Origin of the sequence: Pseudomonas sp. zbq_18 (genome assembly GCF_043102245.1) — a bacterium.
In the GTDB taxonomy this organism is placed as follows: Bacteria; Pseudomonadota; Gammaproteobacteria; order Pseudomonadales; family Pseudomonadaceae; genus Aquipseudomonas.
In genome coordinates this window covers 90797-114542 of the sequence record NZ_JBICIT010000010.1, presented here as the reverse complement: position 1 = coordinate 114542, position 23746 = coordinate 90797, and the positions used below count along the sequence as shown (strand labels likewise).

The window sequence follows — 23746 nt, the reverse complement described above, 5'->3', positions numbered from 1 at the left end:
TTTTATTTTCCCCTTAGTGTGTGGCTAGCTCAATGAACCATAAGGATCCAATCCCGGTCATCGACCTCTTTGCGGGGCCGGGTGGACTCGGAGAAGGATTCTCTTCCATCGGCGGTCATGACAAGGGAACGCGTAAGTTCAAGCTTCGTGTCTCGATCGAGAAGGATCCAGTCGCTCACGCGACACTCTCCCTACGCGCGCTGTTCCGCGCCTTTCCGAAAGGCGAAGTACCTGAAGCTTACTACCAGTACACTCGGGGCGAGATTACCCGCGAAGAGCTATTCAAGCATCCAGACGTCCCGGCGGAAGCTGTGGAGGCCTCGCAAGAGGCAAAGCTCGCAGAGCTTGGCAAGGATTCAAATGAAGACATCGACCGTTGGATCAGTCGAGCCCTGAGTGGCGCAAATGAATGGGTTCTCATCGGCGGTCCGCCGTGCCAGGCATACTCGGTAGCCGGCCGCGCCCGTCGGACCCGCGAGACCCTAGAGGAATTTGAGAGCGACGAGAAGCACTTTCTATACAAGGAATACCTGCGGATTATTCGCGAGTTCAGACCAACGATCTTCGTCATGGAGAACGTAAAGGGCATCCTGTCCTCGCAACACAGTGGATCGCACATCTTCCAACAGATTCTCGAAGACCTTTCGAATCCCGCAGGAGATCTTTCGTACCGCATCCGCTCCTTTGTCGTCGCTGACGAAGCGGAAAACCTAGATCCGCACGACTTCATTATCCAAGCCGAGCGCTACGGTCTCCCACAGGCACGACACAGAGTCATATTGTTCGGTGTCCGCTCTGATGTCGCATCGAACTGTCCCGCATTGCTGGAGCGTCCTCACAACTTGGTGCTGGAACCCAGTCAAACGGCTTTTACCGTTGGCCAAGCCTTATCGGGACTCCCACCACTGCGTAGCAAGATTTCAAGGGGAGGAGACTCCCTTGAATCTTGGCTTGCGGCATTAAATGAGGCCAGCTCTATCCTTTTGCGCCCTTATGTAGCAGGTCGAGGTGATCTAATAGATACCATGCGGACTGCAGCGGCCGACGCACAGCGATTAAACTCAAACGGCAGTCGGTTTATACCTTGGAACGTAGCGCCAAAGATGAGCGCCAAACAACGGGAGTGGTTCCTCGACCCCAGGCTTGGGGGAGTCCTGCAGCATGAGGCAAGGAGTCATATGCGCTCGGACCTGCATAGGTATATTTTTGCTGCGACCTTCGCAAAGCTATACGGAACCTCCCCGAAAATACACCAATTTCCCGAGCAACTCCTGCCAGCTCATGAGAACGTTTCTTCCGCCTCAGTCCCGTTCAGTGACCGTTTCAGGGTTCAAATGGCGGATGGCCCATCTACGACGGTTGTTGCCCACATAGCCAAAGATGGCCATTACTACATACACCCCGATGCGAGTCAGTGCCGGAGCTTGACTGTTCGCGAAGCTGCTCGACTGCAGACCTTCCCTGACAATTATTTCTTCGAAGGTAACAGAACACAGCAGTACACACAGGTCGGAAATGCAGTGCCGCCACTTCTAGCGCGGAAAATCGCAGCTATCGTTGCAGCGGTCATCGACTCTTATCGGGCAGGCAAAACTCGCCAAAAATTGCAGGGCCTCTGATCCAGGCGGACAGCATATCGGGAAAGGCTTCCAGCGCCTGAGAGTCTCGGGTCAGACATTCCCACACGACGACAATTCGCCAGCCTGCCTCTGCCAACGCTACCTGCGCCCTTAGATCCCTCTCGACATTAGCTTTGAGCTTTCTCCGCCAAAACTCGGTGCGAGTGGCAGGGATCTTTGCCTTGGAACAACCATGATGCATGTGCCAAAAGCAGCCGTGCACAAAAAGCGCGACCTTCCACTTGGGAAGAACGACATCGGGGACTCCGGGCAAGTCTTTCCTGTGCAGCCTGAAACGATAACCCGCCTTGAAAAGGACGCGACGTACAAGCATCTCTGGCTTGGTGTTCTTTCCCCGTATTCCCGACATCATTCGGCTGCGGACCAATGCATTGACTACATCCGTCACAATCCTCCCCGACGCGCCTCCGGAATATCAATGGAAGGGGCAGAGAATGGGCGGGAGAACATAGCCTCTCGACACTCTGGACGCTTCGCCCATTCAGAGATCATTCTGCCGTTGGCGGTCTCATGAAGCCGATCATTGACCTCCCGAACCCAGATTTCAATCTGCTCAACAAGCTGAGGAGATACACCTTGTCTATTCCAGATCCGCTCGAGATCAAAAGACTCGCTATAAGTTCTTGAAACCAACGCAACAGTGTAAGCCGTAACGTTGGCGAGAAAGGCGGGTACCAATGGCCGCGCCGCCTTATGGACTGCCTTGAAAAGTAATGCCTTCGAGACAACAGCCTTGAAATAGGCAACATCAGGAACGAAAGCCTTCTCTTCAGCTTCCACTTCAGCCATTCCGGACATGAATCGATCAAAGCACTTCTGTGCACCAAGACTGACAACGTCAGCTTGGCCATCCCACGCCATGAGGTATTTTGCCAGCTCGGTTTTTGTAATTTTCCTCGATGTTGGTACGGATTCCTTCAGCGCTCGAAGTTTGGCAGGGGTTATCCCCTCTCGGGCAAGCAGGGTGTTGTAACTGCCTGCTGCCCTCTCATAGAACCAACGCCCAGTACCGTCAGGGCAGTAGACCGAGAGCGACAACCGCTCAATATCAACATGAAACGGTTTATTGGCAGACAGGTCTGATTGACGTACAGAATTCTGACTATTTGCATATCGCGATATATCGGAAACAAGAGACTCCTCTTTTGAAGGATCCTCCTCTTTCATGACGATGATTTTGGCTGGCACGCGAACCTTGCTCAGATCCGTATCTGCATATTTTTTCTTGGCAAAGAAAATTGACGCAGTAGTCTGGCCGCCATTAACGATTTGCATCCCCCGCAACCAAACTATGCCAGGTGAACCATCTGCGGCACGGTCAAGTCGCATTTCATCAGCGACCAATACAATTCCGTTGTTGTATGCCATGAATCTTTCCGGGGCATTCCGGAGAGTATTCTGGAGCCCTGCATTCACGCCTCGGGCCTTCACGCTCAAGAATGAGCGGACATTGGCCTCAAGTAGACGAGAGCCAAATTTCTCATAGACAAACCGAAGCGCCTCACCAGGAATTGCAGTCAGTGCGTAGTCATAGTCCCCGGTGTCACCAGGCACAAAGACACAGGGTAGTGGGGAACCAGATACCTCATTAAAATCAACGACAAGCTCATCACGTGGCTTACCTTCGGAGCGATGCCGAAATAGCCGTTCGATGTCCATGACCTCAAGCTTCACGTACTTTCCACCAACGTCTCGGGCTTTGAAACTCTTCGACTTAGCTATGCCGTCCGTAAGTACGTAGACACGAACCTGTTCAAGCCCGTCGTAAATTTCCCGAATCGTCAGAGCAAGGGAGTGGACATCGCTTGACGGATCCAGCTTATCGGCGATGCGCCCCGCTGCGCAGAGCTCCAAGAAGCGAACACACTGAGCCGCCGCCGTCTTCACATCTTGCTCCGGTATCGGCTGCAGACCCTCGAAACCCTCGTAGAGGCTTACAAACAGGTCAAGCTGATCGGCCTCTTCAGACATGGCGTAGCCGCTCAAACGCAGGTTCGCATTGCCGACCTTCCCTTGAAAGTGACAGACGACCGGCTCGAACGTCATTCCGGCATCAACGAGGTGCTGCATCACTACTTCTGAGAAAACGAGCTCAGCAAAGGGTGATCCGTCACTCATCTGAGCCGCTATCTCGCCCCTTGTCTCAGTGAAGAATTCGTCAAGCGTCATCCGTTACTCCTAGCTGCTTTAAAGCCACGTCGAGGTCCACGAGAAAATCCCCGGCGTGATCAAGATTGATTTCGTAAATTGCTCGAGTGACACCAGCTGGCACGGCTCCGACCGTCAACCGTGGGAATCCCGCAGACACGGAGAGAGTCCGCTTCTCCTTTGACTCGAACCTTCGGGAGTATTGGCCCGCGTGGGCGTCTGAGTAACCAGCGACCATGAGCCTCTCATGCAGGAAGTCAATCAACTCAGACTCACCACCCAGACGTCGTTCGACCTCACCAACAATCTCGGGAAGGGTCGCCCCCCCCTCTCCTCTGGCAAACCTGACTGCCGCAAGGAACAGCGGCGAAGCGACTGCGTCGTCCAACTGCTCCAACGAGCCTATCTTCACCGGAAAGCCGGATGAGGACATCGTCGCCTTGACCTCTATAGCTCCGTCTCCCAAAAGGAAATCCTGAGGGGCGTCGTCGGGCCCGACCCAACCGCTGAGGATCGTCTCCGGTGAAATCCCCGCGTCAAGAAGAACGCCCATGAAGAAGAGCTCTCCCGCCAGGCCGAGCTCCGCCTCAGGGCTGAGAGGTCCCGCGCCGCGGGACATGAACTGTTGCCACATGCGCACCCGGCGCAGCATGGTCCGCAGAACGACGGCCTCGCCCTCCGCCGCGCAGCCATCCATAGCCCCGGCGACGTCGCCGACCATTTCCACGAACAGTTCGGGACTCCCCGAGTCCTTACGGGACAACGCTATCCAAGTCTTACCGTCGCCATGTGGATCCGCGCGAACGACCTCGAACCCCCTGCCCTCAGGCAGTCGCTCGGACGAACCGAGACGGGCAGTCGGAAAGCAAGCCAGAAGAGCCTCCTCGTTACCGGGGAAGCGCCGAGCGGCCAAGAGTTCGCACTCCCCGACTGGAGTCACGGCGATACCGCGCCAGCCGCTCTCCTCCTCACAACCTCCAGAGAGCGCTTCCCAGGCAGAGACGAACTCGTCAATAGGTCGGGGCATATTCGATCTCCCAGAGAAGGTGATCCACCTCGTACTTGACAGTGGTCGTCGAGCGACTGGCGGGGAAGCTGGCCCCGAACCCAATGACGGGCGGAGCATCGTCCAGGAACCCAGCCCCTTTCGGATCGATGGGATATAGCAGCAGAAGCCCTCTCTCGGGGTGACTGGGGACACCATCGGCGCCCAGTCCGCGCACCCTCCTAACACTCGGGCCGCTAGGCGACTTGGGAGGTTCCTTTCCGGTCTCCTCGGTTCCTCTTGCGGGGTCCTTCGCTCGGTCCTCAAGGGTGAGTTTCAGAGCAGCCATCCATGCATCTTCGTCGAGGTCAATTGCCTCGTCTCTGGACGACAAAAGTCGGCCAATGGAATAGTGGTCCCCCTTGGAACCTGGGTTCTGGTTTCGAGTGACCATATGTTCCAGTGCATACTTTCCGCAGAAGACACTGGGCCCGCCGCCTTCACTTCCATCTTTTGCACCAACAAGCGCAATGGTCCAAGACGTAAGTTCGCCCTTGGTCGCCATAGCCTTGACGAATTCGGCCAAGACCGCGCTGTTCACCTTCCTTGCCGCCGGATGAGTCAAGTACCCGGAGAAAAACTCAATCACATGCTCTGAAGGAACGCCCTCCCAGAGGAACCCTTTCCACTCCTGACTACCCGTACCTCGTTTACGCGAAATGACACCGCTGCCCTCGGTCGGTAAACCGGCAGCGTCGAGCAGCCTCTCCATAACTACGAGATTCTTCTCGATAATGGAGACATCGCGATGGAAGGCGACAGTTTCGAGGACCGACCCGCAGAAGGAGACTTGCAAGGTCTTGGCACTGCGCATCTTGATCGGTGAGGTCACCATCAGGACGGGATGCGACTGAACCTTCATGCCATAGTTCTCCGGCGTGGCATGGACCTTTGCCATGGTGTCGAACTCTTGGCGAAGCTCCTCAGCCGCGTCGGCTATGTGGCCGAACCACTCGACAAGATCTGAAGTCGTGTAAAGGCGGCATAAATCGAGGTACCCAGGACGGTAGCCGAACCAACGCCCCATCTGCATCAGGGTGTCGTACATCTTCGTGGAGCGCACGAAGTAGCTGACGCAGAGGCCTTCAAGAGTCAGCCCCCGGGCGAGCTTGTCGCCACCGACGGCGATGACCTTCAAGCCGGTCTCCTCGCGCTCAGCGTAGTCAAGGACGTCTCCAGCCGAGCCGTTAATAGCCCTGACGCTGTTCGCAAGATCTTCGAGTACTTCAGGGAGCACTGCCTCGACGTCCTCCCACTGTGGAAGGTCGAATTCGCCTCCCACCTCTCCCATAGCCGTCGCCACGGCGGCCGACGTTGGGATGAAGTCGGTTTCCCAGAGCTCGCGCCACTCGGCCATCAACTTATCCTTCTCCGCCTGAGCGAACCCTCTCACCCGGTTGCGGAAGCGTTTCACGAGCTCGTCGACTTGGCGTCGCACCTCTTCCTGGACAGCGGTGTAGCGGGTCACGTGAATCAGCATTGAACAGTGCCTGCGGCCCTCACCACGTAAAACGCGGACTGCGCAGGCCAAGACAAAGGCGGATACCGCCTCCTTGAGGGACGGTGGGACCTCATCACGTCCCTCGAACATGGGCACGTGGCTCTTGTCGTGTCGGGGTGGCATCCAGCCGTCCTCGCCCCGAGCATCAGACTGATCATTCACCTCCCGGGTCAGCGGCAGGCCACCGTTTCTGCCCTCAGTCGAGCGCAGCCCGAAGACACGGGCGGGGCCAATGTAGTTGGAGGGTGCAGAGATGTTGATGATGAAGGATTGCGGAAACAGGTCGGGGCCCTCTTCCTTGGTCGCCTTGCGTCGATCAATGAAGATGTTTGCGAACGGAGTGGCGGTGTATCCGACGTAGGCCTTTCGGGAGAAGGAGTGAAGAATTTTCCGGATTCGGCTGTTAATGGCCTTCGGCTGATACTCGTCGTCTACCGTGCCGTCCTTGTTCACGACTTGATCCCCCGTATCGACCGACGCATGGTCTGCCTCGTCGTCGATCAGCAGCAGAGGGAAACCTGAAACGAGCGGACGGCCGTCGGCATCCTTGGAATCCGCGACGTGGTTGCGAATCCATTTGAGGAGGCGGTCTAGCACCGTCTTGTTCTTCTTCACCACGAAGAGCCAGGGACGCTGCTCCGGGGAGATGGCCAGGTGCTTCGCGACCTTGGTGTTGAAATCCCCGTTATCGGAGCGATTCGTCGCGCAGTTGGGGCGAATCTCAGCGTCGCGACCGTTCTCGCCGACGCCGATGTAGCGGACTACGTCATTCTTCGCCGAAGTCTCGTAGCCGAGAAAGCCTTCCTCCAAACGAATCTGTGTCTGCGAGCGCAGGTTGTTGTGCAGACCGGCTAGGACGATGACAATCTTGTAGCCTGCGTCGGCTGCCTTACATATCAGCCCAGTGTAGTTCCCTGTCTTTCCTGACTGGACGTGCCCGACGACGAGCCCGCGCCGATCCCAGCATCCCTCACGCAGAGGATCTTCGAGCAGCTCCAATATTTTGTTGGTCGCGTCATCCAAGGCGTCCACGGCCTTGACGGACATCTTGCCTTCTAGAAAGTCGCGATAGCGCTGCCAGTAGCGCCAATCCTTCCTGCGGGCGGCAGTGAGCCAGTCCTTGTGGCCGGTCTTGTCGGAGAGAGTGGAGGCCCCGCCGATCCACAGGCTGAATCGACGAATGAGCTCCGCGACCACCTCCTTCCTGTCGACGTTCTCGCCCGGGGCCATGTGAGTCGCCACGAAGTCGACCTTCTCGGCGATCAGGGTCGGCGTGACCGCGCCCTTCTCCATGGCCTCGGCCAAGAACGTCTGAGCGACGCTTACGACCCGCTGAAATACCTTACTCTGCTCTTCCGTCATCCTGCGTTCCCTTCGTCAGGCGTTGCCGCGATATCCGGGAGGCTCGCGACGAGATTTGGATAGATTTGGAAAGGCTCCGTAGAGGACAGGGCTCTGACGGCCGCCTCCGGACTCATGCCGCGTCGCCCGATCATGTCCCTGAACAGGGTCAGAAGCACGGTCTTGACGCCATCGGGGGCCGTCTCGGCCTCTCCCGAGAAGCCGGTTCTCGGTGTGTCCTTGTTCTCGGCAGTGTCGAGCCATATCCGCTGAACAGGGACGGTCTCTTCTACAACCCGGAGCATCGCCCGGACAAGGTCAGCTTTGTCACCAACCGCCTCTATAACTGCAGCTACCGCCGGATGCCCCTCATCAATGCGGTAACGCACACCGCCTTTGAGCCTGTCGACACGCCATGCTTGTTGTTCGACCTTGAGGCCACCCGGTCCTGGCATTGGCGCGCCACGAAAGGCAAAAACCCTTCTAGCTCTTTCTCGAGTATCCTCAGCCAACTTGGTAAGCCATGGGCGCACTGTTACAGGTGGCCGTGCGGTTGACTTCTTGACATCAATCTTCCAAGTGGAATCAGCAGTGTTGGGGATATCCAACCTGATTCTGGCGAGCCGCTGAGGCTCCTCCCGATTCCACGCGCGTCCCTGCCCTAGCCCAAGCCACCCTCCAGCCAGAAGCAAACGGCGGTTCCGGTACACGTAAAAGCCCTGCTGGGATGTCCACCCTTCTGGCCCGCCTGCTTTACGGTATTCGTCCTCGGTGATCCGATCTTTGTGTGGCAGAACATGGCATTGAGCCTCAATGAGACCGGACGGAGTGATAATCTGAGCGACAGGTGATTGCCACGGTTTCGCAGGGTGGCCCGTCATGAAGGGATCCCAAGGACTCACCAATCTGTCGTTAATGAATAGCCGAAGAATCGGACTTGGCCCTTCCAGCAAACGATGGAAGACCATTGCCAAACGTTGCTCTACGTCGTCGACCAAGCCCGCAAAGTGATCGAGGTCATAACCGGGTGTCACAATGCGATCCAATCGTTCCCAGAGGACGATCGTTCCATGACAGAGAGTCTCGATTGGCTCAACGAACGCATCGGAACCAAAGGCCGGCCCCTCAAACATCTTCCAACCACCGTCCGGCGATACCGCAATGGCATCAAGATCCCAACGCAAACAGGAAACGGGGCCATCCATTCTTCTAGATGCGACAGTAAGACACCGGCATTGAGAGAAGGAGGCAGTTTTCAATCCCATCCCGAAACGACCGAGATCAGTGGGTGCGCGCTCATCAAGAGGACTCTTGGCACCAAGAGTCATAGCGGTCTCCAGTTCGGCATCGTCCATTCCTTGGCCGTTGTCCAGAATGGATATACGGCTTTCCTGCCCATCCCATTCAAATTTCACACGAACCTCTGTTGCCCCAGCTGACACGCTGTTATCAATCACATCTGCCAAAGCAGCTGCTGTCGAATAACCGAGCCCACGCAGGGCCTCCAGCATCGCCCCCGCTCGTGGCGGAGCAAATCGGGTTCTCACGTTCATTTGACGTAGGTATTTCCTAAATGAAGGGTAAATCCGGCATTCATGAGTTTCCGGGCAATATTGCGAATAGCGGCATCTGATCGTGCAGCAAACGACACGCGGATCTGTCCGCCATGGGGACGAGCGTCCTCTACCGTAAGCCCTAACATTCGAGCCTCTTCGAGAAGCTTGGAAAGCAACTCATATTGACGTTCGGATACTGCCTCAGGGCTTCTCTTAGACGCAGATTGCTCGCCCGATTGGAAAACATCCTCCAACGATTCAGCGAGCTGTTGAGCACACATCACCTCTCGAGCATGCTTATCTTCGGAAGATTGTGGCATTTCCGCTGAGGAGGGAGGGAGGGCGGGGGGGCGCTTCCACTCAAATTGATCGCCCATGTACAAAGCAAGTTTTTCTTTCCTTGCAGGGGTGGATAATTTCCCCAAGGCTTTTGATTCTATTTGTCGAATTCGTTCGCGAGTAACATTGAATCGAAGCCCCACCTCCTCCAAAGTCATGGGCTCTTCGCCCCCCAGACCAAAGCGAAGCTTGATTACCTCAGCGGCACGCTCATCAAGGCTACCAATAGTCTTGAGAAGGAGTTCCCGAAGAGAGTTCTCCTCAACTGCAGAAGCAGGATCCGAAGTCTCAAACTCCTCTAAGGTGTCTATACGAGGAAGTCCAGTATCTCTGCTGACCTCATCCAAGGAGACGACATCACTAAAAGTTGCCAGGAAGAATCTGACTTTATCGATGGGTATGCCCATGCGACGCGACGTCTCGATTTCGGTTTCAGGGCGCCCTGTCTTGCTTTCATATAGTGCCCTCTGGCGCAGGATAGGCAATGCTTCTCTGTGAACGTGCACTGGAACGCGAATGGTTCTAGCCTTGTTGTCTATTGCGCGAGATATCTGCTGACGGATCCACCACATTGCATAAGTGGAAAATCTAAATCCCTTTCGCCAGTCATAGCGCTCAACGGCCTTGATAAGACCGATATTCCCCTCCTGCACCAGATCATCGAAGGGAAGCTCAGACCACATATATTTCCTGGCAGTGGAGTACACCAAGCGCAGGTTAGCGAGGATCATCCGCTCCCTTGCAACGACTTGGCGCCGAACTGCAGATACGAAAGTCTCGCCCGCCGGATCGGCTGCTTTACGTGCAAGCTCTAACAGGAAGCCTCTTGAAAGGCACGCAGCTGCAAGTGCTGAACGCACTCGGACTTGATCCCCGCCCGCAGATCTTGCCGCTGATATTGCAGAGAGGAAAGCTGCCCCCCGTGGATCAGAGGCTACTTCTTCATCTTTTTCAGCATCGTCCTCAATTGCCGTTGCCCCAATGCTCTCCTCCTCTCCCTCTCCGGGCACAATCTCGGAACTGAATGCTCCATAATCAGTTTCTCCGCGCGCAACCCTATCGGCAGCCTCAAAAACCATAGAAAGGCCCGCGGGCCAGCCAGAAAGCGCGTCCAGCGCCTGAGCCCCGGCCTCCTCCATCTCGCGTCCCAAAGAAATTTCTTCTTCGGCCCGAAGCAGGTCGGTTTTTAGTCCTTTCACGTAGTATCGCAAAGGGTCGTTGCGACCGGACGCCAGATCCTCCGCAAACTCCAGTGCCTCAACTAACAAAGACTCCTCTTCGGCCGTCGGCTCAGTCAGACCCGACTGACAAGCCCACACCGCGGATTCGTCGATCACTCCACCCAGATCGCCCAAAACAAAGGCCAGCAATCGCTCAGACTCTTCATCGCGACAGTCGTCAGCCCCTCGACAGACCTCGATAAGATCGGCTTCGGATACAGCCCCCTCACGAATCGCCCGGAGTAACAAACCACGGACGCCTTCGCCCTCGTCACGCACCACCGGAAGCGCCCTTGCCGGGAGGAACAGATCAACGTCGTCCCACTCCATATCAGTATCGATAGCTTTGTGCCGACCGATCGCGTCCTGAAGCTCTCTGGTTCCCTTGGAAACGGTATCGTCACCCTTCGGGGCAACCGCCTCCGACTCCGCCAACCAATCACTTTCGAATCCAGAATCAAGAGGCTCGTCGTCAATATCGATTAGGCTTGACAACCTTCCCATATCGACGGGTAACACTTGTTTGACAGTGAGCGACTCCGCCACCCTCAGAAAAGACACTTCATCAGAGGCAGAAGGTCTAGGAACGAAACGGCCATCAACTTCAGCTACTTTTGTGAGCTGAGTTTCCATACAGACCGGCTCATCCTCCGCCTTACAGGAATCAAGCTCTCTAGAGAGGAAAGCCTGGGAAGTATCTGCCTTTGGGGCATTGGCTTGGGTCGACCCACTCGACAGGTATGAAGCCTCTCCGGGCACCTCGCCCGCTTTTATCGGGTTCAGAATATCCAGAGCATTTCGCAGCAGATCGATACATTCAGAACACCCCCCCTTCTCCGCGTAGGCCAGGGTGCTCACCCCTTGAGAGTCGAGCAGCTCCGGATTGGCTCCAGCAGTCAAAAGAAGACGCACAACACCCTTTTTTCTTCTTGCGGCGGCAAGCATCAGAGGAGTGGCGCCTGCGTTGTCCCGGGCGTTTAGGTCATCGCCCCTGGCGATATGGAGCTTTACGGCAACCTCAACGCCAGCAATCGACGCCATACGTAGTAGAGGGTTCATAGCCAAGACCGTGGCACCCTCATAAGCGCGCACCCACAGCAATAGCTTGGGAAATGGATTTGCTGCATAACGATTTTCAGGGGTGACTCCTTGTCGATGGCTCCGTCCCAAACGGCACGAAAAGACATCCCCTTCGTACGGGTAGGCATACTAAGACCGAACGAGGGTGATGCAAAATCAACGCGCCCAGTCAAGAGATGAGTCGGACCAGCTGATATCCGTGACGCCACTGAACTTTCCATGATGATACGACTGTCACAATATCCACCGGTCTTATCTGGGTAAAGCCTGAGAGGCGTCTGAGCACTTTTTTTTGAACCTCTGTTCATATTTCAGCCATCGACTCAGATAGCTTGCACTTCGCGATGCCTTCAGCTGAGGTGGTGCAGACAGAAAAAATTGCTCGCGAAAAATCTATCGACAATGGGCATTTATGTTGGGCTACCCAATCTTGATCACTACACCCAAAGGACTACCTAAAAGATATGTCGCGCGCCTAGACACACCAATAGTGAGCATTTATACACGTCAATTTTTCAGACGGATTGTGCCTCTACCAGACAGTACAATCAGCCCTTGAATGACTTAACGGACTTAGAGTTCTCGGGGAAGTGAGGCAGGGATGAAACGCAAACAGGAAATCGAGTCCGTGCGCTGGGACCTGGCGCTGCGCTATCGCCTGATCGAGACCATCGTCTGGTGGGAGGGCCGTCTGACCACAGGCCATCTGATGCAGAGCTTTGGCATCAGCCGGCAGCAAGCGTCGAAGGACATCAACTCCTACATCACCGACTACGCGCCAAAGAACCTGGAATACGACAAGCATTTGAAGGGGTATGTGCCGAGCCGCCACTTCAAACCTCTGTTTATCGATGACAGTGCCAGCGCCTACCTGCACCTGCTCAACCAGAATCACGACCGTGCCCCACACATCGAGGGACTGGCTCTGGCCTATGCGCACACTGAGGTACTGGATGTGCCGGATCGCTCAGTGCGCCCGGAGGTACTGCGCCCGCTGCTCAAGGCCTGCCGCGAGGGCCTTCGACTGGAGTGCGAGTATGTTTCCTTCACTACGCCGGACGGCGAAACCCGACTGATCGCACCGCATACCCTGATCTACACCGGTATGCGCTGGCATGTGCGGGCTTACTGCGAGAAAAACCGCGACTACCGCGACTTCGTACTGAGCCGCTTTCGCGGTGAGCCTGACCTGATGGATGCACCCTCGGAGCACACTCGCGAACTCGACGATGGCTGGAACACCCTGCTAACGGTAGTGATTGAGCCGGACTCACGCCTCAAGCCCGAGCAGCGCTCCATCATCGAGGCAGACTACGGCATGCGTGATGGGCAGCTGGTGATCGAGACCCGAGGTGCGTTGGTGCAGTACGTACTGCAACGCTATCAGATCGATCCGACCAAAGTGCATGCCAAAGCCACGGCTCAGCAGATCGTGGTCGTCAACCTGGATGAGCTACAGCCCTGGCTATATCACTGACTAACGACAGGCACGCCTGGCTTTGAGTCGATGCCGCTAGGCGAGGCTATCTCTTAATCCGTAGTGCCACCGTAGGCCAGCTTGGCCAGCCCGAGCAGTGCAGGCAGCAACAGCGCCAGTGGCAAAAGATCGTTAAGGGCGGGCAGCAAGTTCATAGGAGATCCTCCTAGTCGGTTTTCACCAACCTAGCTAGATCGGCCCGACAGCGCGATCTGTCTACTTTTCGCCTGTAAACAATCCGTGCATATCCCAGACACCGGCGACGAACGCGCCTTGTCTGGATGGCGGAGTGCTGGATACTGTATATAAATACAGATACCGGACAACCCGTTATGAGCACCGCACTTATCCTCGGCACGCTGCAGTGCAGCAGCGCACTCCTTCCCGTCTTTGATGCACGCGTTCCGGCTGGCTTTCCCAGCCCTGCGCTTGATCACATGGAGCACAAGTTATCGCTTGATGCTCTGCTCGATCTGCAAGCTACGCACACCTATGTGGTCGCCGTGAGCGGTGACAGCATGACTGGGGCAGGCATCTTTGACGGTGACCATTTGATCGTCAGCCGCGCCATCCCGGCAAAACCGGGCCATGTGGTCGTTGCCTGCCTAAACGGCGATGTCCTGGTAAAGCGCCTGGCACAGGAACAGGGCCAGTTCATCCTGCAGTCGGATAACCTGGCCTACTCTCCGCGCTACATCCTAGAGAACGATGAGCTGACGATCTGGGGCGTCGTCACTCACAGCCTGCGGAATCACCTAACTCATGGCTGAGCCGGCATACGCACTGGTCGACTGCAACAGCTTCTACGCCAGTTGCGAGCGCGTGTTTCGTCCTGACCTGTTGCGCACCCCCATCGTCGTGCTCAGCAACAACGACGGCTGTGTGATTGCCCGCTCTGCCGATGCCAAGCCTTTCGTGAAGATGGGCGCCCTCTTCCACGAGATTAGAGGCGACCTCAAGCGCCACGGCATCGTTGCCTTCAGCAGCAACTACGCCCTCTACGGCGATATGAGCGAGCGTGTGATGACGATCTTGGAAAGCTGCTTCCCGAGTATCGAGGTCTACAGCATCGACGAAGCCTTTGCCAATATGACTGGACTCCCTGAACCTCTGGAGTCGATAGGTCGCCAGGTACAGGCAGAAATCAGACAAAAGACTGGCATCCCTGTCGGCATTGGCATCGCTACGACCAAGACACTGGCCAAGCTCGCCAATAACGCCGCCAAACGCTGGCAGAAGCAAACTGGTGGCGTCGTAGACATCCGCGATCCGATTCGTCGCGACAAGCTGCTTAAGGCCATGCCCGTAGAGGAAGTCTGGGGCGTTGGCCCCCGCATGCGTGCGCACCTGGAAGGCATGCAAATCAAAACCGCTTGGGACTTGGCACAGATGGATGCCTGGACACTGCGCAAGCGATTCAACGTCGTGGTGGAGAAGACTGTGCGCGAACTGCGCGGAGTGGCGTGCCTGGAGATCGAGAACGAGACCGAGCCAAAGCAGGAGATCTGCTCTAGCCGCTCGTTCGGCAAGCGCCTGCGTGAGTTAGCTCCCATCCAGGAAGCCATGACCAGCTACGCCACCCGCGCTGCTGAAAAGCTGCGCAAGCAGGAGTCGCTCTGCCGGCAGGTGCGTGTGAGTCTGCGCACTGGGATGTTCAATCCTACTGAAGCCAAATACGCCAATGGCATCCTGTGCCAACTGCCTTACCCAACCGACGACAGCCGAATGATCATCAAGGCTGTACAGGCTGGACTGAAGCATCTGTACCGCGAAGGCTTCAGCTATGCCAAGGCCCAGGTGCTACTCCTGGATCTGTGTCGCAAGAATGAATACACGCCGGATCTGTTTGCACCCGAACAACCCGTAAAAACAGAGCGACTGATGAGCACCCTGGACGCGATCAACAATCGTTGGGGGCGAGGTACCCTGCAGCCTGGACGCATCGCCAAGCCAGTCGAGTGGGCTATGCGAAGAGAAATGCTCTCCCCTGCATACACCACCCGCTGGTCTGAATTAATGGTGGCCAAGGCGCAATAATGCACCCCGCCACCACCTCAGATTTGCTTAAACACTCACTCCCTTTCGCGCTCTTCAATTTTCGACTGGATCCAAGCAATCACCTCGCCCTCAATCCAACCAACACTTCGCGCGGTCAGGGGTACAGGCCGCGGAAATTCACCTGAGCCAATTAGTTTGTAGATCGTTGACCTGGCAAGTCCCGTGGCCAAGACGACAGAATTCAAGCGTAATACTTTCATGACAAGCCACACTCCGTTTGATTCGCTTCAGAGTTGGCTTTGACTGAGCGTCGGCAAATGAGGCACAAACCATGCTCATGTGAAGGTTCTATCTCAACGGGCGAAAAACCCGATCGTCCGCCCTTCAAGCTTCGAGTGCAGGCGCACGCCGACCATCCGGGGCCGGGTACCTCATTTACCTTGCGCCTACGTAGCCGGCTCAACTGAACTCTTCATTCGGATGAACCAAAGTCGCCGATATTCAGGCTCTAGCAAAGGTCTCGCCACAGCTCATCCGACTCAACAACGGCGATGAATCGGCCGACTTTGAACCCCCCAGGAAACAATGAATCACGACTTTCCTCGTCAAGCTGGTCTATTGGCCTAAGGAGCTGCCTCTCATCACGCAGAATGACTTCAAGAGCTTCACGAGACACAACCCTGAAACCATCAACTGACTGCCCATCGAGCTCAATAGAGGTATCGACGATCCAGGCGCGCAAAGCTGCTCCCGGTTCATGACCGTTATAGCCCAGCCTGGCGCGCAGCTCTTGATCGGCCATCAGCGCACTAAGCACCGCTTCCTGCTTGCGCCGCAACTGCCAGGCAGCCTTGCGCAACGTGTTGGTGCGATGCAACCAGACCTCATGTTTGGTCGAACGGATATAGCCTGACTTGACCTCAAGGAGCAGTAGCACACCATCCAGGTGGCAGATCAGATCCACCTCGCCGGCATCATCCTCGTCTGTCACAGCAGGCCGATACCCCACCTCAACGGCAAAGCCTCGTTGCCGAAGACTCTCGGCAAGTGCGAGCTCTACGCGCTGGGTTTCAGTCTGCATGTCGGCCCGACGGGCGTTTACCCGCCGAAGGTTATTGATGGCCGCCGTCAGGTTGTTCTGCTGCGCGCCAACCCAAGGGAACTGAAAGCTATAGCGTCCGATTTTGTAGAAGGGCTGCTCATACAGCCTCGGCGCTGGCATCCCCGCCTGCAGTTTCAATTGCTGAGATAGCGCCTTGAAGTCGCTGGTCCAGAACGTGAGGATTGCCTTGGCCGAGCTGGCGCAGCCTTTAGGGTGTTCGTCACAGACAGTCCAACCAGTGATCCTGCGGATCTTTTCTGGCTCTTCGGACCAGGTCATCGGGAACCGGTTTTCACCGGAAAGTATGCCATTCATGGCTAAGCGCCCCAGAGCCTGAGCAAGCACACCCGATTCGCGCAAGTGACGCTGGAATGGCTGGATAAACTCTTTCTGAAAGAAAACCGAGCTCAGCTCGCTCGCCAGCAGCAAGTGGTGAAGCTGAACCTGGGAGCCATCACTGAGCGAGAGCCGGTCATCCAAGCCGTAGATTTGCTGCAGCTGCAGCTTGCTGCGAACCGCCTTGATAAAGGCCAACTGGTTCAGCTCATGATTCTCAGGTGAACCGATGATTTGTTCAGCCATGCCGGAGAGAGCGAAGGCATGCACGGCGCGATTCATCCAGTAGTGCCAAAGCAAATCACTTTTACGCCCGGTACGCCGCCACCGCTCTGTTCCCGCCTCCGACTGGTTGTAGATAACCGGCTCACCGGGTTTTAGCTGGTAACGGCATTCAGGATCAAAGCAGAACCAGTCGATCGAGCCTTCGTAGTCAATCCGCTCTTGAGTGGCCCCAATTAGAAGGGCAAGAGATTCGAGATTTTGACGACATCTCACCCCGTCAGAATTGCTGGATCCGGGAAAGATAATCGGTGACAGGTGCCGTTTCAGCGATTGCCCAAGCCGTGACTCGCTAAGGCGGAAATCCTCTTCCGAGCAAGCGCGAAGCTTGTTCAAAATAATGCGGTTGTAGACCTTCCACTGCTGACCGGAAGGATCACCGGAACCGTCTTCGGTAAATGCCTGGTAGGCCAGCACACTTAGGTAGGAAAACAGCTCCAGCAGCGACAAGTGCTTTAGCTGTTTTTCGGCGTGAGCAATAAGCTCATCAAAGGGCTTGAGCTGATCCAGCAACCGATCACAGACACCGAAGAATACTTGCCAGTCATCCCCTGTGAGCGCCACACGCAGCGTAAGCCAGAGGGGCGACTCGATACGCTCAAACAGCTTCGAGTAGCGAATCGCCCATCTGAGGGTTTCCGGGTTATGGCTGGCAAGGTGCAACAGCAGCTCGATGCTGACTGCATTATCGAAATGCAGCACCCGGCTGAGTGCCAGGCTAGCGAGCTCGGATTGAGCAACCGCATCCGCATCAAACCAAAACAATGCCGCTGCCAGGCCTTGCGCACGCTCAAGTGCTGACTGGTTCTTACCAGCCGGGCGCCGGTCGAGGAAATGATGCAGGCTTTCATCAAGAGCACGGCCCTTGCTGATCTCTGACTTATTCCGTTCGTATACCGACTGGTAATGCCGTCGGCAGCGCTCTCCATTTTCCGTCATCCCGCAGCGCTCTCGTCAGCATTTGATTCCTGGCCGGAGCCTAAACCATCAACAGAAGTTCAGGAAACTCGGAAAAATCTATGCAGACCGACGGAACCGACCCAGAGAGCCCTTACGCAGGCAGCGTGCTCCCGCAGGCTTCAAGCGCAGGTGCTGATCGTCCTTGACCAGGTACGTCATCGCCTTGTGCGTATGAAGCCGTTTCGACTGATCATCCCTCTGGATCTGGCCGATGCCTAGCTTGTCGCCGTACTGATCCTTGTCATGGTTACAGCTGTGGGCATAGCCCTGACGACGAGTGATCTCCTCCCACAGCTTGCCGATCCCAGTTGCCTTACAGACATCCCGGCATACCTGATTGCCATTGAAGAAGTAGGCTGCATGGATGTGGTAACCCCTACCGTCATTTCGACCCCCCTGCTCCACGGCGTAGATGTACCCGATAAGGTGCTTGAAGATCGGATGGCGGTGGTGCTTGCTAATCAGGGCATCCAAGTGATCGAACACTTGCTCGATACGCAGCCTGGCTTGGGCCTCAGACCAGTAGTACAGGTTCAACCTGATGATCGTCGTACGCGAGTATCGGCTCATCATCGCATCCGTGTACTCGGTGATGTCCCGATCCTGCTGCTTGGCCAACTCCTGTCGGTCCCACTTCCTACGCCGATACCACTGCTCTCGTGTCAGTTCACGGATCCGTTCGGTAAGGACGTTCATGCTCTGTTGATGACTGAGCCAGTACGTACCCGTCTCGCTCATGCAGACAGGGCCATTGGGTGAACGCTGAAGGCCGATGTCATCACAGGCTTCCCGGAACGCTAACAGGTGCTCGCTGTAGTCGTATGGCACTCGGTCATCGAACAGGTTGTACATCTGCTGGACGTTGGTGAAGTACCGGGAGAGTCTGGTCTCTTCGACCCGCTCATAGCCTGACCGTTTGTGCGTGATCCGAAATGCGGGTGTATCGCTGCGCTCGATAGCCTGAACGAGTGACTCGATCTGCAGGGCTATGTCGGACTGTGAGAGGTGGGTGTTGTGCTTGAGGTTGTTCATGGCTGAGTACCTGGTTGGTTATGTCGCATACCAGGTACGTGATGTGTTTCTTTTTACTGGTCTTCTTTCCCTCTGGTGGTAGTCAGTGGTGAGGGTAGTGATGGGTAGTAAGAGTTGGTAGTTAATAGCTATATCAATAGATGCAGCCCTGACCAGAGCCGACCCTCCCGATCAGGCAGGGCAATGGGGAGCAACATTGCCCTGCCTGTCGAGAGATTTGCCGCATTGAGCTTTGGGAGAGTTAGCTGAGTGGCGCTCCGGCTTAGCAGAGCCTCAAGATGGCCGAAACGGTGACGAGGCCAATCTGGAGAAATCAGATTAAGGCTAACGGTGACCCAACGGTGACCAAAACGCAGATTTCTAGGCGGGGTGAGAAAACCATCAGGCATAAAAAAATCCAACCACCGCTAAGTGGTTGGATTTTCTAGGGATTTTTGGTCGGGACGGAGTGATTCGAACACTCGACCCCTTGCACCCCATGCAAGTGCGCTACCGGGCTGCGCTACGCCCCGAGGATGCTTCAGGGTTATCTGAAGCGGATTGGACTTTACTATAAGCTGCTGAATTGTGGAAGTTTTTTTTGCTAAGCAGCGCTATTTGCGCAGCACTAGCAGGACTTCTTCCAACTCGGCGATCATCTGACGAATCAGCTGTTTGTACTGGGTGGTGTCGTCCTTGGCCTCATCGCCGGAGAGACGCTGACGCGCGCCGCCGATAGTGAAGCCCTGATCGTACAGCAGGGCTCGAATCTGGCGAATCATCAGCACATCCTGGCGCTGATAATAACGGCGATTACCGCGCCGCTTCACCGGATTGAGCTGGGGAAACTCCTGCTCCCAGTAACGCAAAACGTGTGGCTTGACGGCACAGAGGTCGCTAACTTCGCCGATCGTGAAGTAGCGCTTGCCAGGGATAGGCGGCAGCTCGTCGTTATGACTTGGTTCCAGCATATGCCTCTACTCTGGCCTTCAGTTTCTGGCCCGGACGAAAGGTGACGACACGGCGAGCCGTGATCGGGATTTCTTCGCCTGTCTTGGGATTTCGACCTGGACGCTGACGTTTGTCGCGCAGGTCAAAATTGCCGAAACCGGATAATTTGACCTGCTCGTTGTCTTCCAGCGCGTGGCGGATTTCCTCGAAAAACAGCTCCACCAACTCCTTGGCTTCCCGCTTATTCAGGCCAAGCTCTTCATACAGACGTTCCGCCATTTCAGCTTTCGTCAGAGCCCCCATACGCTACTTCCTTAACGTGGCGTTGAACCTTTCTTCAAGCGAGGTGATGATGTTTTGCGTAGTTGTACTCACCTCATCGTCATTAAGAGTGCGCGATGGATGTTGCCAGGTCAAGCCAACTGCCAGGCTTTTTCTATGCGGATCAATGCCTTTACCGTGATAGACGTCAAATAGCTTGAGGTCCGTCAACCATTCGCCCGCAGCCTCGCGGATACTGGCAAGCACGGCTTCGGCGGGCTGTTCGCGATCCACTAGCAGCGCCAGGTCACGGCGCACCTCAGGGAAACGCGACAACTCACTGAACACAGGCATACGACCACTAGCGACCTCAGCCAACAACAACTCGAAGAGGAACACCGGCTGATCCAGCCCCAAGGTTTTTGACAGCTCTGGGTGCAGCGCCCCCATGAAACCGACCAGGCGCCCTTCCCGCTCGATGCGCGCGGTCTGTCCAGGATGCAGAGCCGGATGCTCACCCGGCACGAAGCTAAAGGCATCGGTAGCGCCGGCATACCCCAGTAACGCCTCGACATCGGCCTTAAGGTCGTAGAAGTCCACGCTCTCGCGGCCATTAGCCCAACCTTCCGGCAGGCGACTGCCGCTGATCACGCCCGCCAGCATGGCTTCCTGCTGCAGACCTTCGAGCTGACCCACAAAGCGCAGACCGCTCTCGAACAGGCGCACGCGCGACTGCTGGCGATTGAGGTTGTGCTCCAGCGCCTTGACCAGGCCTGGCCACAGCGAGGAACGCATGGCGGCCATGTCGGCGGAGATCGGATTGGCCAGTTGCAGCGGCACCACACCGGGATTGAACAGCTCGAACAGCTTGGGATCGATGAAGCTGTAGGTAATGGCTTCCTGATAGCCACGCGCTACCAGCAAGCGACGCAAGGTCGGCAACTCAGCACGAGCCTCGGCCTTGGCCTGCGGGGCCAGACGGGCTTGCGGGTAACGTACCGGCAGGCGGTTGTAGCCGTACAGGCGGCCCAGCTCTTCGATCAGGTCCACTTCCAGGCTGATGTCGAAGCGATGGCTCGGCACGCTCACCTGCCACTGGCCGGCGCCCTGGGCGGTCACGCCCAGGCCCAGCGCGGTGAGCAGGCGCTCGACCTCGGCGCCGTCCATGTCCATGCTCAGCATCTGGCTGACGCGCTCGGCACGCAGGGTAATCGGCGCGACGTTCGGCAGGTCGGCGGCGCTGGCCACTTCGATGATCGGGCCGGCTTCGCCGCCGACGATCTCCAACAACAGCGCGGTGGCGCGCTCCATGGCGCTGCGCGCCAGCTGCGAATCAACACCACGCTCGAAGCGGTGCGAGGAATCGGTGTGCAGGCCGTAGGAACGAGCCTTGCCAGCCACCGCGATGGTGTCGAAGAAGGCGCTTTCGAGGAACAGGTCGCGGGTCTTGCCGCTCACGCCGCTGTGCTCGCCACCCATCACGCCGGCGATGGCCAGGGCGCGGTTGTGGTCGGCGATCACCAGGGTGTCGGCGCGCAGGCTGACTTCCTGGCCGTCCAGCAGGACCAGCTTCTCGCCCTCTTCCGCCATGCGCACGCGGATGCCGCCGTTGATCTCGGCGAGGTCGAAGGCGTGCATCGGCTGGCCGAGTTCGAGCATCACGTAGTTGGTGATATCGACGGCGGCGTCGATGCTGCGAATGTCGGAACGACGCAGGCGCTCGACCATCCACAGCGGGGTCGGCTTGGACAGGTCGACGTTACGGATGACACGACCCAGGTAGCGCGGGCAGGCTTTGGGCGCCAGCACTTCGACCGGGCGCACTTCGTCATGGGCAGCGGCGACCGGGGCAGCGGAGACCGTCGTGACCTGCGCGCCGTAGATGGCACCGACTTCGCGGGCCAGGCCGGCCAGCGACAGGCAGTCGCCACGGTTGGGAGTCAGACCGATCTCGATGCTGGCATCGTCCAGGCCCAGATAGGCGCGGATGTCCTGGCCGACCGGGGCGTCTGCCGCCAGCTCCATCAGGCCGCTGCTGTCGTCGCTGATCTGCAGCTCGGAGGCCGAGCAGAGCATGCCCTGGGACTCCACGCCGCGCAGCTTGGCCTGCTTGATCTTGAAGTCGCCCGGCAGTTCAGCGCCGATCATGGCGAAGGGAATCTTGATGCCGGCGCGGGCGTTGGGCGCGCCGCAGACCACCTGGAAGCTGGCGCTGCCATTGCTGACTTGGCACACGCGCAGCTTGTCGGCGTCCGGGTGTTGCTCGGCGCTGAGGATCTCACCCACCACCACGCCGCTGAACTGGCCGGCGACCGGGATCACGGCGTCCACTTCCAGGCCAACCATGGACAGGCGGGCCACCAGTTCGTCGCGCGATACCGTCGGGTTTACCCAGCTGCGCAGCCACTGTTCACTGAATTTCATGTTGTCTGTTCTCCTTAAACGAATTCGATGACGAGGGCGGTACTAGCGAAATTGCGCCAGGAACCGCAGGTCGTTATCGAAGAACAGGCGCAAGTCGTTGACGCCGTAACGCAGCATGGCCAAGCGCTCGACGCCCATGCCGAAGGCGAAGCCAGAGTATTTTTCCGGATCAATACCAGACATACGCAACACGTTCGGATGAACCATGCCGCAGCCCATCACTTCCAGCCAGCCGGTCTGCTTGCACACGCGGCAGCCCTTGCCGGAGCACATCACGCACTGCATGTCGACTTCAGCCGATGGCTCGGTGAAGGGGAAGAAGGACGGACGAAAACGCACGCCCAGCGGCTTCTCGAAGAACACCCGAAGGAATTCCTCGATGGTGCCCTTGAGGTCGGCGAAGCTGATGCCCTCGTCGACCAGCAGGCCTTCGACCTGGTGGAACATCGGCGAGTGGGTGATATCAGAGTCGCAACGATAGACGCGGCCGGGGCAAACAATGCGGATCGGCGGCTGCTGCGATTCCATGATGCGCACTTGAACCGGTGAGGTGTGAGTGCGCAGCAGCATGTTCGCATTGAAATAGAAGGTGTCGTGCATTGCCCGCGCCGGGTGGTGGCCGGGGATGTTGAGGGCTTCGAAGTTATGGTAGTCGTCTTCGACTTCCGGACCCTCGGCCACGCTGTAGCCGATGTGGGTGAAGAATTGCTCGACGCGCTCCAGGGTACGGGTGACCGGGTGCAGGCCACCGGAGGCCTGGCCGCGCCCCGGCAGGGTCACATCAATACGCTCGGAGGCCAGCTTCTCGGCGAGCAAGGCCTGCTCAAGCACGGATTTGCGAGCGTTCAGGGCGTCCTGAACCTGGTTCTTGGCGGCATTGATCAAGGCGCCGGCCTGCGGACGCTCTTCGGCGGAGAGTTTGCCGAGGGTCTGCATCAGGGCGGTCAGTTCGCCTTTCTTGCCGAGATACTGCACCCGGAGCTGTTCCAGGGCGTTGACGTCTGCGGTGTTTTGCACAGCCTCGAGCGCTTTCGAGACCAATGCATCCAGGTTTTCCATGTACGGACTCCAGAT

At 57.0% G+C, this 23746-nt stretch carries 17 protein-coding genes and 1 tRNA gene; 4 read left to right on the top strand and 14 right to left on the bottom strand.

What is annotated here, in order from left to right; all coding sequences use genetic code 11:
- The first annotated feature begins 32 nt into the window (after window positions 1–32).
- Window positions 33–1619, top strand: coding sequence for a DNA cytosine methyltransferase (locus ACF8C6_RS09250; RefSeq protein ID WP_392499022.1), 1587 nt, complete (start codon window positions 33–35; stop codon window positions 1617–1619).
- Here the strand turns inward: ACF8C6_RS09250 and ACF8C6_RS09245 are convergent.
- Genes ACF8C6_RS09245 through ACF8C6_RS09220 form a run of 6 tightly spaced genes read right to left on the bottom strand, consistent with a single transcriptional unit; the run spans window position 1567 to window position 11849 of the window.
- Window positions 1567–2028, bottom strand: a complete 462-nt coding sequence (locus ACF8C6_RS09245) for a very short patch repair endonuclease (RefSeq protein WP_392499021.1) — start codon at window positions 2026–2028, stop codon at window positions 1567–1569. The two genes, ACF8C6_RS09250 and ACF8C6_RS09245, sit on opposite strands and share 53 nt — an antisense overlap.
- A complete protein-coding gene (locus ACF8C6_RS09240; protein ID WP_392499020.1) occupies window positions 2025–3809 on the bottom strand; it encodes an AIPR family protein in 1785 nt (594 codons plus the stop codon). The genes ACF8C6_RS09245 and ACF8C6_RS09240 overlap by 4 nt, the downstream gene beginning before the upstream one ends.
- Entirely contained in the window at window positions 3799–4815 is a 1017-nt protein-coding gene (locus tag ACF8C6_RS09235; protein WP_392499019.1) for a PD-(D/E)XK motif protein, read from the bottom strand. Before ACF8C6_RS09235 ends, ACF8C6_RS09240 begins: the two co-directional genes overlap by 11 nt.
- Window positions 4799–7696: a Z1 domain-containing protein gene (locus tag ACF8C6_RS09230; RefSeq protein WP_392499017.1), complete on the bottom strand. Its 2898-nt coding sequence runs from the start codon at window positions 7694–7696 to the stop codon at window positions 4799–4801. Before ACF8C6_RS09230 ends, ACF8C6_RS09235 begins: the two co-directional genes overlap by 17 nt.
- Window positions 7693–9186: an ATP-binding protein gene (locus tag ACF8C6_RS09225; RefSeq protein ID WP_392499016.1), complete on the bottom strand. Its 1494-nt coding sequence runs from the start codon at window positions 9184–9186 to the stop codon at window positions 7693–7695. The genes ACF8C6_RS09230 and ACF8C6_RS09225 overlap by 4 nt, the downstream gene beginning before the upstream one ends.
- Before the next feature lie 38 nt (window positions 9187–9224).
- Window positions 9225–11849 (bottom strand): sigma-70 family RNA polymerase sigma factor, encoded by a 2625-nt coding sequence (locus ACF8C6_RS09220; RefSeq protein WP_392499015.1) that lies wholly within the window; start codon window positions 11847–11849, stop codon window positions 9225–9227.
- Between the two features lie 622 nt (window positions 11850–12471).
- On the opposite strand from ACF8C6_RS09220, the gene ACF8C6_RS09215 reads away from it, so the two are divergent.
- From ACF8C6_RS09215 to umuC, 3 genes are all read left to right on the top strand, one after another.
- Entirely contained in the window at window positions 12472–13347 is an 876-nt protein-coding gene (locus ACF8C6_RS09215) for a WYL domain-containing protein (protein ID WP_392499014.1), read from the top strand.
- A 332-nt stretch (window positions 13348–13679) separates the two neighbouring features.
- Complete coding sequence (locus ACF8C6_RS09210; protein WP_392499013.1) at window positions 13680–14117, top strand: LexA family protein; 438 nt, start codon at window positions 13680–13682, stop codon at window positions 14115–14117.
- Window positions 14110–15384, top strand: coding sequence for a translesion error-prone DNA polymerase V subunit UmuC (umuC, locus tag ACF8C6_RS09205; RefSeq protein ID WP_392499011.1), 1275 nt, complete (start codon window positions 14110–14112; stop codon window positions 15382–15384). Before ACF8C6_RS09210 ends, umuC begins: the two co-directional genes overlap by 8 nt.
- Before the next feature lie 35 nt (window positions 15385–15419).
- Here umuC and ACF8C6_RS09200 read toward each other — a convergent pair whose 3' ends face one another.
- From ACF8C6_RS09200 to pheS, 8 genes are all read right to left on the bottom strand, one after another.
- Window positions 15420–15605: an AlpA family transcriptional regulator gene (locus tag ACF8C6_RS09200; protein ID WP_076583476.1), complete on the bottom strand. Its 186-nt coding sequence runs from the start codon at window positions 15603–15605 to the stop codon at window positions 15420–15422.
- A 248-nt stretch (window positions 15606–15853) separates the two neighbouring features.
- Window positions 15854–18004, bottom strand: a complete 2151-nt coding sequence (locus ACF8C6_RS09195; RefSeq protein WP_392499010.1) for an NERD domain-containing protein — start codon at window positions 18002–18004, stop codon at window positions 15854–15856.
- A 78-nt stretch (window positions 18005–18082) separates the two neighbouring features.
- The gene (locus ACF8C6_RS09190; RefSeq protein WP_392499009.1) at window positions 18083–19057 is read right to left on the bottom strand and encodes an inovirus-type Gp2 protein; all 975 of its coding nucleotides are present in this window, start codon (window positions 19055–19057) and stop codon (window positions 18083–18085) included.
- Window positions 19058–19492: 435 nt separating this feature from the next.
- Window positions 19493–19569 (bottom strand) — tRNA-Pro (locus ACF8C6_RS09185).
- An 81-nt stretch (window positions 19570–19650) separates the two neighbouring features.
- Window positions 19651–20007: a MerR family transcriptional regulator gene (locus tag ACF8C6_RS09180; RefSeq protein ID WP_277691760.1), complete on the bottom strand. Its 357-nt coding sequence runs from the start codon at window positions 20005–20007 to the stop codon at window positions 19651–19653.
- A complete protein-coding gene (gene ihfA / locus ACF8C6_RS09175) occupies window positions 19988–20290 on the bottom strand; it encodes an integration host factor subunit alpha (RefSeq protein ID WP_002553164.1) in 303 nt (100 codons plus the stop codon). The genes ACF8C6_RS09180 and ihfA overlap by 20 nt, the downstream gene beginning before the upstream one ends.
- A 3-nt stretch (window positions 20291–20293) precedes the next feature.
- On the bottom strand, window positions 20294–22672 hold the full coding sequence (pheT, locus tag ACF8C6_RS09170) for a phenylalanine--tRNA ligase subunit beta (RefSeq protein WP_392499006.1): 2379 nt from the start codon (window positions 22670–22672) through the stop codon (window positions 20294–20296).
- 42 nt (window positions 22673–22714) lie between these two features.
- A complete protein-coding gene (gene pheS / locus ACF8C6_RS09165) occupies window positions 22715–23731 on the bottom strand; it encodes a phenylalanine--tRNA ligase subunit alpha (RefSeq protein ID WP_392499005.1) in 1017 nt (338 codons plus the stop codon).
- Window positions 23732–23746: the final 15 nt, after the last annotated feature.

Coding starts and splice junctions, on each gene's coding strand:
- ACF8C6_RS09250 (WP_392499022.1), top strand. CDS start 33: ATGAACCATAAGGATCCAATCCCGGTCATCGACCTCTTTGCGGGGCCG.
- ACF8C6_RS09240 (WP_392499020.1), bottom strand. CDS start 3,809: ATGACGCTTGACGAATTCTTCACTGAGACAAGGGGCGAGATAGCGGCT.
- ACF8C6_RS09235 (WP_392499019.1), bottom strand. CDS start 4,815: ATGCCCCGACCTATTGACGAGTTCGTCTCTGCCTGGGAAGCGCTCTCT.
- ACF8C6_RS09230 (WP_392499017.1), bottom strand. CDS start 7,696: ATGACGGAAGAGCAGAGTAAGGTATTTCAGCGGGTCGTAAGCGTCGCT.
- ACF8C6_RS09225 (WP_392499016.1), bottom strand. CDS start 9,186: ATGCTGGAGGCCCTGCGTGGGCTCGGTTATTCGACAGCAGCTGCTTTG.
- ACF8C6_RS09220 (WP_392499015.1), bottom strand. CDS start 11,849: ATGAACCCTCTACTACGTATGGCGTCGATTGCTGGCGTTGAGGTTGCC.
- ACF8C6_RS09215 (WP_392499014.1), top strand. CDS start 12,472: ATGAAACGCAAACAGGAAATCGAGTCCGTGCGCTGGGACCTGGCGCTG.
- ACF8C6_RS09210 (WP_392499013.1), top strand. CDS start 13,680: ATGAGCACCGCACTTATCCTCGGCACGCTGCAGTGCAGCAGCGCACTC.
- umuC (WP_392499011.1), top strand. CDS start 14,110: ATGGCTGAGCCGGCATACGCACTGGTCGACTGCAACAGCTTCTACGCC.
- ACF8C6_RS09200 (WP_076583476.1), bottom strand. CDS start 15,605: ATGAAAGTATTACGCTTGAATTCTGTCGTCTTGGCCACGGGACTTGCC.
- ACF8C6_RS09195 (WP_392499010.1), bottom strand. CDS start 18,004: ATGACGGAAAATGGAGAGCGCTGCCGACGGCATTACCAGTCGGTATAC.
- ACF8C6_RS09190 (WP_392499009.1), bottom strand. CDS start 19,057: ATGAACAACCTCAAGCACAACACCCACCTCTCACAGTCCGACATAGCC.
- ACF8C6_RS09180 (WP_277691760.1), bottom strand. CDS start 20,007: ATGCTGGAACCAAGTCATAACGACGAGCTGCCGCCTATCCCTGGCAAG.
- ihfA (WP_002553164.1), bottom strand. CDS start 20,290: ATGGGGGCTCTGACGAAAGCTGAAATGGCGGAACGTCTGTATGAAGAG.
- pheT (WP_392499006.1), bottom strand. CDS start 22,672: ATGAAATTCAGTGAACAGTGGCTGCGCAGCTGGGTAAACCCGACGGTA.
- pheS (WP_392499005.1), bottom strand. CDS start 23,731: ATGGAAAACCTGGATGCATTGGTCTCGAAAGCGCTCGAGGCTGTGCAA.